Origin of the sequence: Mesorhizobium sp. B2-3-2, from assembly GCF_006442295.1 — a bacterium.
Classification (GTDB): Bacteria; Pseudomonadota; Alphaproteobacteria; order Rhizobiales; family Rhizobiaceae; genus Mesorhizobium.
Map to the genome: position 1 here is coordinate 526,818 of NZ_VFWA01000002.1, position 13,674 is coordinate 540,491.

Sequence of the window (13,674 nt, forward strand, 5' to 3'; positions counted from 1 at the left end):
AGCGTCATCTTACTGCCCCAACCGTTCAAGCAATATGGGCACGTGCACCTGGTCGGATTTGTAGTTGCCGGTCAGCATGTACATCATGATGTTGACCCCGGCGCGCAGCGCATAGATGCGCTGCATCGGATCGTTGGGCACGGTCGGCAGCAGCGGGTCGCCATTCTCGTCGACGGCCCAGGCGCCCGCGAAATCATTGGCGGTGATCATGATCGGCGAGACGCCGTCACCAGTACGCACCGGTCGGTTTTCGGCATTGCTGGCGTCGAGCGATGCCTCGACCCAGAGCGGGCTGCCGGCGAAGCGGCCAGGGAATTCGGGCAGGATGAAGAAGGATTTGGTCAGCACATGATCCGACGGCACCGGCTCCAGCGGCGGCACGTTGAGGTTGCCGAGGATGTCGCGCAGCCGCTCGGTGGCTGGGCTGGTCGAGTCGGCGCCGATGCCGTTGGCGAACTGGTCGCGCGTGTCGAACAGCACCGTGCCACCTTGCTGCATATAGGCATCGATACGGGCAATCGCGGCCTGGCTGGGCATGGCTGCGGCCGGATCGATCGGCCAATAAATGAGGGGGAAGAACGACAGCTCGTCCTTGGAGATGTCGACGCCGGCCGGCGCGCCCGGCTCGAGCGCGGTCTTTTCGATCAGGAAGCGGGTCAGGCCCTCGAGCCCGGCGCGGCTGATCGAATCGTCGCCGGGCACGCCGGTAAGCACATAGGCGATGCGGGTCTTGGAGATGTCCTCTATGGCGGCGGTGTCGCCAGGCTTGGCATCGTCGGCGCGCGCGGGGCCGACATGGCCGAACAACGCGCCGAGCGCGATCAGAATGGCCGCCATGGCGGTTACGGCGGCGGCGCGGCGAGGCCTGCGCGACAACAGGCCGCCCATCCAGAACACCGCCAGCGTGTCGAGCAGCATCAGCGCCAGCGCGGCGGCCACCAGCGCACCCTTCAGATTGCGCGATTCGTCAAAGGCGTACTGGATCGTGGTGACCGGGACAGTGATTTGCGGGCGCGCCAGCGGCGCAAGCGTGCTTGTCGCATCGAGCAGATTGTGAGCGAAGACGCCGGCCTCCGAGCCATAGAGGCCGGGCGGGTTCTCGAACGTCACCGGCAGAGCGCCGGCGCCCGGCACCAGCGGGCGCGCATCCGGCGTCGGCGGCACCAGCATTCCGTCGGCCGCTATCATGCGGTAGGGCGCCAGCGAGGTGGCGGCGGCTTCGGCATTGGCAACCGCGGCGCCCTGGTTGCGCGACAGCTGCACGATGCGGCGCAGCATCTCGACGAAGCTTCCCGAGATCGGCAGGTTCGACCAGGTTGCTTCGGGCGTGACATGGAACAGCACGAGCGTGCCCTTGCCCTTCTTCAGCCCGGTGACCAGCGGCGTACCGTCGGCAAGCGCTGCCCAGGTGCGCTCGACGATATCGGGCGTCGGTTCGGCCAGCACCTGCCTGGAAACGGTCACCTCGGTCGGCGGCGCCAGATCGGCGAAGGGGCCAGCCTTGGGGAATTCGGTGACCGGCTGCGGCGTGGTCCATGACAGTGCGCCGCCGAGCGAGCGTTCGCCGGTGCGCAGACGCACCGGCAGAAGGTCGTCGTCATTGCCGGCGGCGGCCAGCCGCGACCCGGCGAAACGCACCAGCGTGCCGCCCTTTTCAACCCAGTCGACCAGCCTTGGCCTGATCTGTGCGGGAATGGTGCCGATATCGGCCATCACGATCATCGCCGGCTTCTGGTCGAGGATCTGCGGAATGGCGTCGGCCAGGTCGGCGCTGGAGGGTTCGACCAGGTCGGCGAAGGGCTGCAGCGCGCGCCTGATGTAGTAGAGCGGCGACAGCAGCGGCTGCGCCTGGTCGGCCTCGGCCTGCGACAGGAGCCCGACCCGGCGGCGCTTGGAGCTTTCGTCCAGCACGCGCACGGCGCCCGCCTGACGCTCGCCATCGAGCGCGATCGAAGCGAAATCGTTGCGCAGCTCGAACGGCACCGCCATGGTGCCGGTGGCGGTGGATTGGCCGGGTGCGAAAGTCAGCGTCGCATCGGCGATGCGGCGGCCCTTGTCGTCGAAGGCGCCGGCGGTGACTTGCGCCGGCGCCGCATCGCCGGGCGGCCGGATGGCGGTGAGGGCAAAACCGTCGACCTCGTTCTCGGCGCCCGTCAGGCCGGTCAGCGACATCCGGTCGGCGACGGCCCACACGACCCGGGCAGCGTTTTTGGACAGAAGCGTGTTGAAGGCGGCCTCGTCGCCCTTCGCCGCCAGGCCGTCGGCCAGCACGGCGACGCTAGCGCCCGGCAGGCGCTCCAGGGCGGCGGCGACGCGCGCATAGACCGCCGGTCGGTCGGTCGGGATCGGCCGGGGCTTTGCCGCGCGCAGGCGGTCGAGCGCCGCGGCAGCATCGAACGGGCCGATCTCGGCATTGGGTTTTTCGGCGGTGAAGGCGATGATGATCGGCACGCCGTTCGAACCGGCGTCGGCGATCAGCCGCTCGGCGGTTGCGATGCGCTTGTTCCAGTCGGCGGCGCTTGCCCAGCCATTGTCGACGACCAGCGCCAGGGCCGCGCCCTCGGCCGGCAATTTCTCGCGCGGATTGAAGACCGGTTCGGCAAGGGCGGCGACGATGAGCGCCGCCATCAGCAGCCTGAGCAGCGTCAGCCACCAGGGGCTCTGCTGCGGGGTTTCCTCGCGCTTCAGCACGCGCGCCAGGATCTTCAGCGGCGGAAACACCTCGGTCTGCGGCCTGGGCGGGGTCAGCCTGAGCAGCCACCAGATCACCGGCAGCGCCAAAAGACCCCACAGCAGCATGGGCGCGCCAAAGGAAAGCGGCAGCCAGCTCATGCGGAGGCCTTTCCGGCGCGACCAACAGCGGTCAGCCCGGGCTGACCGCCATCGGTCATCGCCATGTGCAGGCGTACCAGAGCGTCGGAAGCCAGCCGATCGGTGTGGTTGACGGTGAAGCTCCAGCCGAGCCGCTTGCACCAGCTGGCCAGTTCCTGGCGTCGGGCGCCATAGAGCAGGCGATATTCATCGGCCAGCGTCTCGGCGCGTCCGGCGGTCAGCTTGTCGCCACTCTCCGGGTCGGTGAATTCGGTGCGGCCGGCATAGGGGAATGTCTCCTCGGCCGGATCGGCGACCTCGATCAGATGCGCGCGCACGCCGTGGCGGGCGAGCACGTCGAGCCAAGCCATGGTCTCCTCCACCGGGTCGAGGAAATCACTGGCGATGATGATGTCGCAGAAGCGGCGGATGCCGGAGAGATCGGGCTTGGCCGGCAACTCGCCGGCATGCATAAGCTGGGCCGCGATGCGCTCCGCGCCATTGCGGGCGGTGAACGGATCGGTAAGGCCGGGCCAGGCGATGCGCTCGCCGCTGCGCGACAACAGCTCGGCCATGGCCAGCGCCAGCACCAGGCCGCGCGATTGCTTGGAAACGGCGGCACCGGACGATTTGTAGAGCATCGACGGGGAGGGGTCGGCCCACAGCCACACCGTATGGGCCGCTTCCCATTCGCGGTCGCGCACATAGGTGTGGTCGTCGCGGGCCGAGCGGCGCCAGTCGATGCGCGAGGAATCGCCTTCGACATAGGGCCGGAACTGCCAGAAATTCTCGCCGATGCCGCGCTTGCGGCGGCCATGCCAGCCGGCAATCACTGTGTTGACGATGCGGCGCGCCTCGACCAGCAGGTCGGGCACGAGCGAAGCCCGCAACCGGCCGCGGGCGAGCGCGTCGCGCGTCGCTGCCGGAGCCTGGAGCTCGCCGATGCGCGCCATCAAATCCCTTTCACGAGCTTGGCCACCACGTCGCGCACGCTGGTGCCTTCGGCGCGGGCGGCGAAGGTCAGCGCCATGCGGTGCTGCAGCACCGGCTCGGCCAGGGCACGCACATCGTCGACCGACGGCGCCAGCCGCCCATCATAGAGCGCGCGCGCCCTCGTGCACAGCATCAGTGCCTGGCTGGCGCGGGGACCCGGCCCCCAGGCGACATGCCTGTCGGTTTCGGCATTGCCCTGGCCGGGGCGCGCCGAGCGCACCAGGGCCAGGATCGCCTCGACCACGCTTTCAGGCACCGGCATGCGGCGGATCAGCGTCTGGATATCCCTCAGCCGCGCCGGCTGCAGCACATTCTGCGCCTTCGCGTCCTCGACGCCGGTGGTTTCCAAAAGGATGCGGCGCTCGGCCTCGAGTTCGGGATAGAGGATGTCGACCTGCATCAGGAAACGGTCGAGCTGTGCCTCGGGCAGTGGATAAGTGCCTTCCTGCTCCAGCGGGTTCTGCGTCGCGAGCACATGGAAAGGCGAGGGCAGGTCGTGGCGGGCACCGGCGATGGTGACGTGATACTCCTGCATGGCCTGCAGCAGCGCCGACTGGGTGCGCGGCGAGGCGCGGTTGATCTCGTCGGCCATCAGCAACTGCGCGAAGATCGGCCCCGGAATGAAGCGGAAGGAGCGCTTGCCGAATTCGTCCTGCTCCATCACCTCGGAGCCGAGAATGTCCGAGGGCATCAGGTCGGGGGTGAACTGGATGCGACGCGAATCGAGGCCGAGCACGATGCCCAGCGTCTCGACCAGCTTGGTCTTGGCGAGGCCGGGCACGCCGACCAGCAGCGCGTGGCCGCCGGCCAGAAGCGCCACCAAAGCGCGTTCGACGACACTTTCCTGGCCGAAGATGATGCGACCGACCCCGTCGCGGACCCTGGAAATGTCGGCCAGCGCCTTCTCGGCCTCGGCGATCATGTCTTTTTCGCTGATCGGGCTTTCCTTGACCATCACGCTCATGCAGCATCGATCCTTGTGGTTGGAAATACCAGCTTGACGCAGAATGCCGCGATTCGGCTCCGTCTGGCGCCTGCCGTCAAATTTAAATCACAGAGTTAGGCTGACAAGCGCAACAACAGTGACTATTTCGTGACGATGGCAGAGGGCTCCGAACAAAGACAGCAAAGCCTGGCGGCCGCGACCGAGGCGCGCGGCCTCGAGGCGCTGATCTCGCGCGCGGCCCGCGCCGGCAAGGGGCCGGCCCCGGTGGAGCGCTGGAATCCCGACTTCTGCGGCGATTTGGATATGGAAATCAAGGCTGACGGCACCTGGTTCTATCTCGGCACGCCGATCGGCCGCATGCCGCTGGTGCAGCTTTTTTCCTCGGTGCTGCGCAAGGACGCGGACGGCAGGACCTATCTGGTGACGCCGGTGGAAAAGGTCGGCATCCGCGTCGTCGACGCACCCTTCATCGCCGTCGAGTTGGATGTCTCGGGCAGTGGCGAGAGCCAGATCATCACGTTTCGCACCAATGTCGGCGACGTCGTCGAGGCCGGGCCGGAGCGGCCGCTGCGTTTCGTCGACGAGCACGAGACCGGCGGGCTGAAGCCTTATGTGCTGGTGCGCGGGCGGCTGGAGGCGCTGGTGGCGCGGCCGGTGATGTACGAACTGGTCGAGCATGGCGAGGAAATCGAGATCGACGGCAGGTTGATGTTTGCCGTTCGCTCCAAAGGCCAGGCCTATCCGATCATGCCGGCCGACAGGCTGAGGCAGCTGAGCGCGTGACGGACAGTTCATGATGGACCAGGTGATGCGGACGCCGTTTTCCATTGCCGATCTGCGCGCCCGCTTTGCCGCGCAGCCGCAGGCGCATGCCGGCGACGACTATGGCGATCATCGCTTCAATCCAGGCCATCCGCGCCTCCACCGGGCAAAACCGCTGCGCGATGCGGCGGTGCTGATCCCGATCGTCGATCACCAGGGCGATGCCACGGTTCTTTTGACCAAGCGGGCCGAGACGCTGCGCAACCATTCCGGGCAGGTGGCATTTCCCGGCGGAACGATCGATGCGACCGACGCCAGTCCGGAAGCAGCGGCGCTGCGCGAGACTTTCGAGGAGATCGGCCTTGGCCGGGACCATATCGAGGTCATCGGCCGCATGCCCGATTACGTCGCGGGCAGCGGTTACAGGATCGCGCCGGTGCTGGGCATCGTGCGGCCGCCTTTCCAGCTGACGCTCAATACCGAGGAGGTCGACCTGGCCTTCGAAGTGCCGCTGCGCTTCCTCATGGATCCGGCCAACCACATCAGGGACAGCCGCATTTGGAACGATCTCGAATGGTTCTTCTACGACATGCCCTATGGCGACCGGCGCATCTGGGGCGTCACCGCCGGCATCATCCGCACGCTCTATGAAAGGCTCTATGGGTGAAGGTCTCGATCGCTGACAGGGCCGACTGGCTCGGCGACAAGCATCTGCAGCGCCTGCTTGCCATTCTGGCGAGCGGCGGCGAGACAGCGCGGGTCGCCGGCGGCGCGGTGCGCAACACGCTGATCGGCCAGCCCGTCGCCGACATCGACATCGCCACCACCTGCCTGCCGCACGAGACAATCCGCCGCGCCGAGGCGGCGAGGTTCAAGACCGTTCCCACCGGCATCGAGCACGGCACGATCACCGTGATTGCCGGCGGCAAGCCTTATGAAATCACCACGCTGCGCGCGGATATCGAGACCGACGGCCGCCGCGCCAAAGTGTCCTTCGGGCGGGATTGGAAGCTTGATGCCGAGCGGCGCGACTTCACCATCAACGCGCTCTACGCGGAAGCCGACGGCACGGTCGTCGATCTGGTCGGCGGCGTCGCCGACATCGAGGCGCGCCGACTGCGCTTCATCGGCGATCCGCAAGCGCGTATCCGCGAGGACTATCTGCGTATCCTGCGCTTTTTCCGCTTCTTCGCCTGGTATGGCGAAGGCCGGCCGGACGCCGAGGGGCTGAAGGCTTGCGCCCGGCTGAAGGGAGGGCTCGTGCAGCTCTCGGCCGAGCGCGTCTGGTCCGAACTCAAGAAGCTGTTGTCGGCGGCTGATCCGTCCCGCGCGCTGCTGTGGATGCGGCAGGCGAGCGTTTTGACCAGCGTGCTGCCGGAAAGCGAGAAATGGGGCATCGATGCGATTCACGGCCTGGCCAGAGCCGAGAAGGATCTGGGCTGGACCGCGGAGCCGATGCTCAGGCTGGAGGCGATCGTGCCGCCGGATGCGGCGCGCATGAAGACGCTGGCCGAGCGGCTGAGACTGTCGACGGCGGAAGCAAACCGTTTGCGCCACTGGGCGCTTACGCCGGGAATCGAGCCGAAAACGACCGAAGGCGAACTGGCCAAGACGCTCTACCGCGGCGACCGGCAGGGGGTTGTCGACCGGCTTCGCCTGTCACTCGCAGCGGCACGGGTGCGCGCGGTGGACCAGACCGATGCGCTCATCGAGGCCGGCGGCTTTTCCCGACTTCTCGCCTTCGCGCTGAGATGGGAAAGGCCCGTGTTTCCACTCAAGGGCGCCGATCTGACGGCGATCGGGGGGATACCCGGGCCAAAACTCGGCGCGATCCTCAGGAATCTCGAAGTGGAATGGGTCGATGCCGGGTTCGGGCCCGATCGCGACGCGCTGCTCAAGCGCGCCGCGCAGGCCCTGAAGGCCGGATAAAGCATCCGTCAACGCAATCCGGGCGGAAATCGCTGCGATTTCCCGGAACTTGCTCCAAATCAGGCGGCGTCGCGGACCTTCTCGATGCGCGAGCGGATCGCTTCGATCATCGTTTCGCGGATGATCGTCTCGCCATGCGTCTCACGCATATGTTCGACGGCACGGCGCATGACCTCGGCTTCCTCCTCGGCGCGCGTGTGCCATTCACAACCTGGAACGAGCGAGCCGCAGTGGAATTCCTTCATGGGATTTCTCCTTTTCCTCCATGGAGTCCGGTCGACCGTCCTGCAAAAGGCGGCAGGGACTCCACATCTTCTTGGCGCGTTGTCCGACCTTGAAGCCGGTTGGACCGCGAGCGGGTGAAACCATAACACAGATGGGGTGGCATTGATTGCCGTCAACGGCAAAAAGGCGGAGCAGCGCTGCTCCGCCCTCTTACGCCAGCCCTGTGGGCAGGTCATCACTTCATGATCTTGACTGCCTCGGCAACCTTATCCTTGCCGCTCATGTCCCATGAAACTCTGACCTTCTCGCCGACCTTCAGGCCAGGATCCTTGAAGGTCCGGGGAAGCGTAAAAGACGATCCATTGTCGAGAACCAGGCTCTTGGCCGCCGTATCAAAGGTCTTGATCGTGCCGGTGGTGTGCTTGACGGCGGCGAATGCCACCGAACCGGAAGCGAGAAGGGCAGCCGCTGCGGCCGAAACAATGATCTTGCGCATTGCGAAGTACTCCTGGAAAGCGCGGGCACCCCTTTTTGGCGAAGGTGTCCCGCATCGTCCTGGGCCGTCCGGTTGCGTCGAGTCGCGATCCGCTTCGTTCTGACGCAATTCCGGACGGAGAACCGCTCTGCGCTCCTGGAATTGCGCAGGCGAACCGCCGGCGCTTCCCGACCCGTCCTGACAAATAGCCCGGTCTTTTCCGAAGCCTATTAGACGAAAAAGAAACTTTGCGAGGGCTCCCGCGCCACATTCGATGCCCATTTCGAGGCGAATGGGACATCAATGCGGCTCACGGCGCGCTCACCATCTTTTTACGGCCAGCGGGCCTCCGGCGGCAGGCTGGAGAGGATCGAGGCGACGTTGCCGCCGGTTTTCAGGCCGAAGATGGTGCCGCGATCATGAAGCAGGTTGAACTCGACGTAACGGCCGCGGCGGATGAGCTGTTCGTCGCGGTCGCCATCGGTCCAGTTCTCGTTGAAATTGCCCCGCACGAGATGGCCATAGACGACGAGAAAAGCGCGCCCGACATCCTGGACGAAGTTGAAATCGGCACTCCAGCCGCCTTTGTCCTGCCCCGAATGCAGCCAGTCGAAGAAGATGCCGCCGGTGCCGCGCGGCTCGTTGCGATGCGGAAGGAAGAAATACTCGTCGCACCAGGCCTTGAATTTCGCATGGTCGGCGACACCGGCATTCTTCTCGCAGGCGAACTGCATGGCGCGGTGGAAGGCCATTGTGTCGGGGTCGTCCTGCGCGCGGCGCCGGTCGAGCACCGGGGTGAGGTCGGCGCCGCCGCCGAACCAATGGCGTGAGGTGACGACCATGCGCGTATTCATGTGCACGGCCGGAACGTTGGGGTTCCAAGGGTGCGCGATCAGCGAAATGCCGGATGCCCAGAACCGCGGGTCCTCCTCGGCGCCGGGCATCTGCTTCCTGAATTCGGGCGAGAACTCGCCGTAAACGGTCGAGGTGTGGACGCCAACCTTTTCGAAGACTCGGCCGTGCATCATCGACATGGTTCCGCCACCGCCCTTGCCGGAGTCACGCTCCCACGGCGTCCTTTCGAACCGACCCGGCGACCATGAAGCGAGCGGGCCCTGGAGATCCTGCTCGATCTGCTCGAAAGCACCGCAGATGCGTTCGCGCAATGCCTCGAACCACAGGCGTGCCTTCATCTTCTTTTCTTCGATGTCGGCGGGCAGGCCAGCCGGTATTTCAGGTCGTTCCAAGTGCTGTCTCCGGTTTCGGGGCGGCCGGCCCCTACAAATGACTCGTCTTTTGCCGGCGCGATCCCTAATCTCTTAGGGGAAAGGGTCAAGTCTGATCTGATCGGAGCAAGGAGACCTTCGTGCGCACCCCGGCAAGACCGCCGCTGGATGGCCTGAAGAAAAGGCTCGATCAAAGCCGGGCTGAACGCGCGCGCATGCCGCGCGACGGATTTTTGCGCGAAACCTTCGTCCTGCCGCGTTCGGACGCTCGCCTGAAGGCAAAGGAATGGTTCGAGCGCTTCCCCAAGCAGGCTTACTGGACCGAGATCGAAAGCTGGTTCGAACGGCCGGGCGATTTGATCGAGTTCACCATAAGGCGCCTGCCGGCGGCGGATTAGGATTTCCTCGCCCTGTTTACGGGGACAACCAATACAGGCGCCGCCCTTGTATCCGCCTTCACTACGCTCAGGTACCTTCTCTCCGTGAACCGAGAGAAGGAAGAACCAGCCTTCTCGCCCCTGTTCCTTGCCTGGCCAGCCGGTCATCCTTGTTGCGGAGCGGACATTTGTCGATCGACATGCAGCCGCAGCCGATGCAGTCGGTCAGCCCGTCGCGCAATTTCTTCAATTGACCGATCTTGCGGTCGAGCCCGTCGCGCCAGGCGGTCGACAGCAGGCTCCAGTCGTCGCGCGTCGGGGTGCGGCCCTCGGGCAGGGATTGAAGCGCCGTCGCTATCTCGGCCAGCGAAATGCCGACCTCCTGCGCGATCTTGATGATGGCCACGCGCCTCAGCACGTCGCGGCCGTAGCGGCGCTGGTTGCCTGACGTGCGGTGGCTGCGGATCAGGCCGCGAGCTTCGTAGAAATGCAGCGCCGACACCGCGACACCGCTGCGCGCGGCCACTTGGCCAACCGTTAATTCCGCTGCTGGCGCCATCTCGCACTTTCCGCTTGACCTCAAGTTAAGTTGAGCTTGTAGCGAAGAAGCCATCGACATGCAAATGACAGGAGATGGCGATGTGCGCCTGGGTGAGAATGACGGGCGAGGGCCGTGTCGCCGCCGCCGGCGGTACCGCGACCGCCGCTTCAGCAGATGGCATTCTGGCCCAATTGCCGTATGGCTTCGCCGGCCACCATGGCGACGGAGAGCGCGACATTGATGCTGCGCGCGCCGGCCTGCATCGGAATCGTCAGCCGCGCGTCCGCCGCCTGATGGACCGGATCTGGCACGCCTGCGGATTCGCGGCCGAACAAAAGGATGTCGCCAGTGGCGAAGTTGAAGCTGGTGTATGGGGTCGCGGCCTTGGTCGACAGCAGGACCAGCCGGTGCGTGCGGGCCTTGCGCCACTCCTCGAAGGCGTGCCAGTCGACATGCCGGGTCAGGGCAGCCATTTCGAGGTAATCCATGCCGGCGCGCCTGAGCGTTTTATCGGAGAGCGGAAAGCCGGCCGGTTCGATGATGTCGACGCCGATTCCGAGGCAGGCAGCGAAGCGCAGGATTGTGCCGGTGTTGCCGGCGATGTCAGGCTGGTAGAGGGCAATGCGGAGACGGTCGTTCATTTCCGCATCCTTCTATTAAGTGGCAAATCGGCCACAGCGGCTTCGCGGTTTTGGAAATTGCTGGACCTGCGGGTGGCCATTTTCTGCGAAGTCGGGTATACAGCGTACATTGTCAACCCGAACCGAAGGAGGGGTAATTCATGATGACCATGCACATCCAGCACCCTCTCCGTGGGCTTACATGCCCGCTGGCGGTTTCGGTACGACGGTTCTCCTGATCTCTTAGACGCTTCCGCACCGATTTCCGCCGAAACCATTTTCTGGTCTTCGAAGGAATCCTGCGATGTTTTTCAAGCTGCCGAAGGGGCCGATGGCCCCACCCCAACGCGTCTCGACTGATCAGCCGCCGATCCCGCGGCAGGACGTCGAACACCCTTTTTATCTTTATTTCCACACGGAGGACGGACCGATGTTCGATCCCTACAGAATCCCTGGCTCGAGGAGCCTGCATATCCACCGGCTGCCGACCTGGGCGCTGTTGATCGGCGAAACCTATTCGTCGGCGGTCCACGCCGAGGTTCGCCGGCGTCCGCATCGCGGCATGCTGCCCGATGTCGATTTCTCGCGAGCGGTTCCCGACCCGAGCCGGCCCTCGTTGGTGCGCCGCATCATCCGGGCGATCCGGCCGGGCGCGAAGATCCGACTTGTCGACACCGCACCGTCAGGATCGGCAAAAGAGCCTGTCGGCGAAAAGCCCGCGAGCCCCTATATAGCGCGAAGCAGGGCCGACGGTCCGGATGATTCCGGACCGTCGGCCCTCGGCGCCATGCGGTCCGAGGACTTCGTACGTTCACGCGCCGCGTGAGCGGAAACAGATTTCATGAGCATGACCTATGTTGTTGTTTAGCTGGTTTGAAAAAAGGCTCGATCCGTTCCCGGCCGCGGAGCCGGTCGAGCCGCCCAAGACCCTGGTTGCCTTCTGCCTGCATTACACGCGCGGCGCATGGCCCTATATCCTTGTCGATGCGGTGCTGGTGGCTGCAATCGCCATCGCGGAAGTATGGATGTTCGGCTTCCTCGGCCGCATCGTCGACTGGCTTTCGGGGCAGAACCGCGAAACCTTCCTGCAGACGGAGGGCTGGAAGCTCGCCGGCATGGCCTTCATCGTGCTGTTCGCGCTGCCCGGCACGGTATGGCTGCATTCGCTGCTCAACCAGCAGACGCTGATGGGCAACTATCCCATGCGTATCCGCTGGCAGGTGCATCGCTATCTGCTCAAGCAGTCGATGAGCTTCTACCAGGACGAATTCGCCGGCCGCATCGCCACTAAGCTGATGCAGACGGCACTCGCCGTGCGCGAATGCGTGATCAAGGTGATCGACGTCCTGAACTACGTCATCGTCTATTTCCTCGGCATGCTGCTCATCGTCGGCTCGGCCGACTGGCGGCTGGCCGCGCCGCTCGGCGTCTGGATGGTCGGCTACATCCTTCTGCTGCGCTATTTCATTCCTCGGCTGGGCAAGGTCGGCGAGGAACAGGCCAATGCGCGCTCGGTCATGACCGGCCGCGTTGTCGACAGCTACTCCAACATCCAGACGGTCAAGCTGTTCAGCCATGCCCGCCGCGAGGCCTCCTTCGCCAAGGAGGGCATGATGGGCTTCCTCGACACGGTCTACCGGTCGATGCGGCTGGTGACGGTGCTGTTCGGCTCGCTCTACATCCTGAATGCGCTTCTCCTGTTCTCGGTTACCGCCATCTCGCTGTGGCTGTGGCTCGGCCAGGCGGTGACGATCGGCGCGGTCGCCGTGGTCATCGGCCTGGTTCTGAGGATGTGGGGCATGTCGCAGTGGATCATGTGGGAGATGTCGGGCCTGTTCGAGAATATCGGCACGGTGCAGGACGGCATCGCCTCGATCTCGCTGCCGCGCCTTGTCGAGGACAGGCCCGGTGCGAAGGAGATCACGGTCGCCAAAGGCGAGATCCGCTTCGAAGACATCCGCTTCCACTATGGCAAGCAGAAGGGCGTCATCGAGAACCTGTCGCTGGCGGTGAAGCCGGGCGAGAAGGTCGGCATTGTCGGCCGCTCCGGCGCCGGCAAGTCGACGCTGGTCAATCTTCTGCTGCGGTTCTACGACCTCGAAGCCGGCCGTATCCTGATCGACGGCCAGGAGATCGCAGCGGTGAAACAGGATTCGCTGCGCGCCCAGATCGGCATGGTCACGCAGGACACCTCGTTGCTGCATCGTTCGGTGCGCGAAAACATCCTCTATGGCCGGCCCGACGCCAGCCACGACATGCTTGTCGAGGCTGCGCGGCGCGCTGAGGCGCTGGACTTCATCGGCGGGCTCTCGGACCATAGCGGCCGCAAGGGATTCGACGCCTATGTCGGCGACCGCGGCGTCAAACTGTCCGGCGGCCAGCGGCAACGCATCGCCATTGCTCGCGTTATGTTGAAGGACGCGCCCATACTTATCCTTGACGAGGCGACGTCGGCGCTGGATTCCGAGGCGGAAGCGGCCATCCAGGAGAACCTCTACAAGCTCATGCAAGGCAAGACCGTCATCGCCATCGCCCACCGGCTGTCGACCATCGCGGCGATGGACAGGCTTGTGGTGATGGACCAGGGCCGCGTCATGGAGGAAGGTTCGCACGAGGAACTGGTGGCCAAGGGCGGGCTCTACGCGCAGCTCTGGCAGCGCCAGTCGGGCGGTTTCCTGCTCGATGACGGCCCGATCGGTGTCGCAAACGACGTTGTTGCCAATGACGATGGCGCAAAGGGACAAGCCGCTGAATGATGGCCGCCGCCGC

The 13,674-nt window shown here is 65.1% G+C and carries 14 protein-coding genes; 6 read left to right on the top strand and 8 right to left on the bottom strand.

What is annotated here, in order from left to right; translation table 11 throughout:
- Positions 1-9 precede the first annotated feature (9 nt).
- The 3 genes from FJ964_RS07790 to FJ964_RS07800 are packed head-to-tail and all read right to left on the bottom strand — an operon-like array spanning position 10 to position 4,768.
- Positions 10-2,832 (bottom strand): DUF4159 domain-containing protein, encoded by a 2,823-nt coding sequence (locus tag FJ964_RS07790; protein ID WP_140549840.1) that lies wholly within the window; start codon positions 2,830-2,832, stop codon positions 10-12.
- Positions 2,829-3,764, bottom strand: coding sequence for a DUF58 domain-containing protein (locus FJ964_RS07795; protein ID WP_140549841.1), 936 nt, complete (start codon positions 3,762-3,764; stop codon positions 2,829-2,831). The genes FJ964_RS07790 and FJ964_RS07795 overlap by 4 nt, the downstream gene beginning before the upstream one ends.
- Positions 3,764-4,768, bottom strand: a complete 1,005-nt coding sequence (locus tag FJ964_RS07800; RefSeq protein ID WP_140549842.1) for a MoxR family ATPase — start codon at positions 4,766-4,768, stop codon at positions 3,764-3,766. Before FJ964_RS07800 ends, FJ964_RS07795 begins: the two co-directional genes overlap by 1 nt.
- 135 nt (positions 4,769-4,903) lie before the next feature.
- Between FJ964_RS07800 and FJ964_RS07805 the strand changes: the two genes are divergently transcribed.
- Genes FJ964_RS07805 through FJ964_RS07815 form a run of 3 tightly spaced genes read left to right on the top strand, consistent with a single transcriptional unit; the run spans position 4,904 to position 7,441 of the window.
- Positions 4,904-5,533: a DUF1285 domain-containing protein gene (locus tag FJ964_RS07805; protein WP_140550008.1), complete on the top strand. Its 630-nt coding sequence runs from the start codon at positions 4,904-4,906 to the stop codon at positions 5,531-5,533.
- 13 nt (positions 5,534-5,546) lie between these two features.
- Positions 5,547-6,179, top strand: a complete 633-nt coding sequence (locus FJ964_RS07810) for a CoA pyrophosphatase (RefSeq protein WP_140550009.1) — start codon at positions 5,547-5,549, stop codon at positions 6,177-6,179.
- On the top strand, positions 6,176-7,441 hold the full coding sequence (locus tag FJ964_RS07815) for a CCA tRNA nucleotidyltransferase (protein ID WP_140549843.1): 1,266 nt from the start codon (positions 6,176-6,178) through the stop codon (positions 7,439-7,441). Before FJ964_RS07810 ends, FJ964_RS07815 begins: the two co-directional genes overlap by 4 nt.
- 59 nt (positions 7,442-7,500) lie before the next feature.
- Here the strand turns inward: FJ964_RS07815 and FJ964_RS07820 are convergent, their stop codons facing one another.
- From FJ964_RS07820 to hemF, 3 genes are all read right to left on the bottom strand, one after another.
- On the bottom strand, positions 7,501-7,686 hold the full coding sequence (locus tag FJ964_RS07820) for a DUF1059 domain-containing protein (RefSeq protein ID WP_140496047.1): 186 nt from the start codon (positions 7,684-7,686) through the stop codon (positions 7,501-7,503).
- Positions 7,687-7,901: 215 nt separating this feature from the next.
- Positions 7,902-8,162, bottom strand: coding sequence for a DUF1344 domain-containing protein (locus FJ964_RS07825; protein ID WP_140516926.1), 261 nt, complete (start codon positions 8,160-8,162; stop codon positions 7,902-7,904).
- A gap of 311 nt (positions 8,163-8,473) precedes the next feature.
- On the bottom strand, positions 8,474-9,388 hold the full coding sequence (gene hemF / locus FJ964_RS07830) for an oxygen-dependent coproporphyrinogen oxidase (RefSeq protein ID WP_140549844.1): 915 nt from the start codon (positions 9,386-9,388) through the stop codon (positions 8,474-8,476).
- 119 nt (positions 9,389-9,507) lie between these two features.
- Here hemF and FJ964_RS07835 point away from each other — a divergent pair, with 119 nt between their 5' ends.
- Complete coding sequence (locus FJ964_RS07835) at positions 9,508-9,765, top strand: hypothetical protein (RefSeq protein ID WP_023770299.1); 258 nt, start codon at positions 9,508-9,510, stop codon at positions 9,763-9,765.
- Between the two features lie 67 nt (positions 9,766-9,832).
- On the opposite strand, the gene soxR is transcribed toward FJ964_RS07835, so the two are convergent.
- Positions 9,833-10,303 carry a redox-sensitive transcriptional activator SoxR gene (gene soxR / locus FJ964_RS07840; protein ID WP_140549845.1) on the bottom strand — a complete coding sequence of 157 codons (471 nt, stop codon included), beginning with the start codon at positions 10,301-10,303 and terminating at the stop codon, positions 9,833-9,835.
- Between the two features lie 149 nt (positions 10,304-10,452).
- Entirely contained in the window at positions 10,453-10,926 is a 474-nt protein-coding gene (locus FJ964_RS07845) for a tRNA (cytidine(34)-2'-O)-methyltransferase (RefSeq protein ID WP_140549846.1), read from the bottom strand.
- 283 nt (positions 10,927-11,209) lie between these two features.
- Here FJ964_RS07845 and FJ964_RS07850 point away from each other — a divergent pair, with 283 nt between their 5' ends.
- Both FJ964_RS07850 and FJ964_RS07855 read left to right on the top strand, forming a co-directional pair.
- Positions 11,210-11,731 (top strand): hypothetical protein, encoded by a 522-nt coding sequence (locus tag FJ964_RS07850; protein ID WP_181172394.1) that lies wholly within the window; start codon positions 11,210-11,212, stop codon positions 11,729-11,731.
- Between the two features lie 28 nt (positions 11,732-11,759).
- The gene (locus tag FJ964_RS07855; protein WP_140549847.1) at positions 11,760-13,661 is read left to right on the top strand and encodes an ABC transporter ATP-binding protein; all 1,902 of its coding nucleotides are present in this window, start codon (positions 11,760-11,762) and stop codon (positions 13,659-13,661) included.
- The last annotated feature ends 13 nt before the right edge of the window (positions 13,662-13,674 follow it).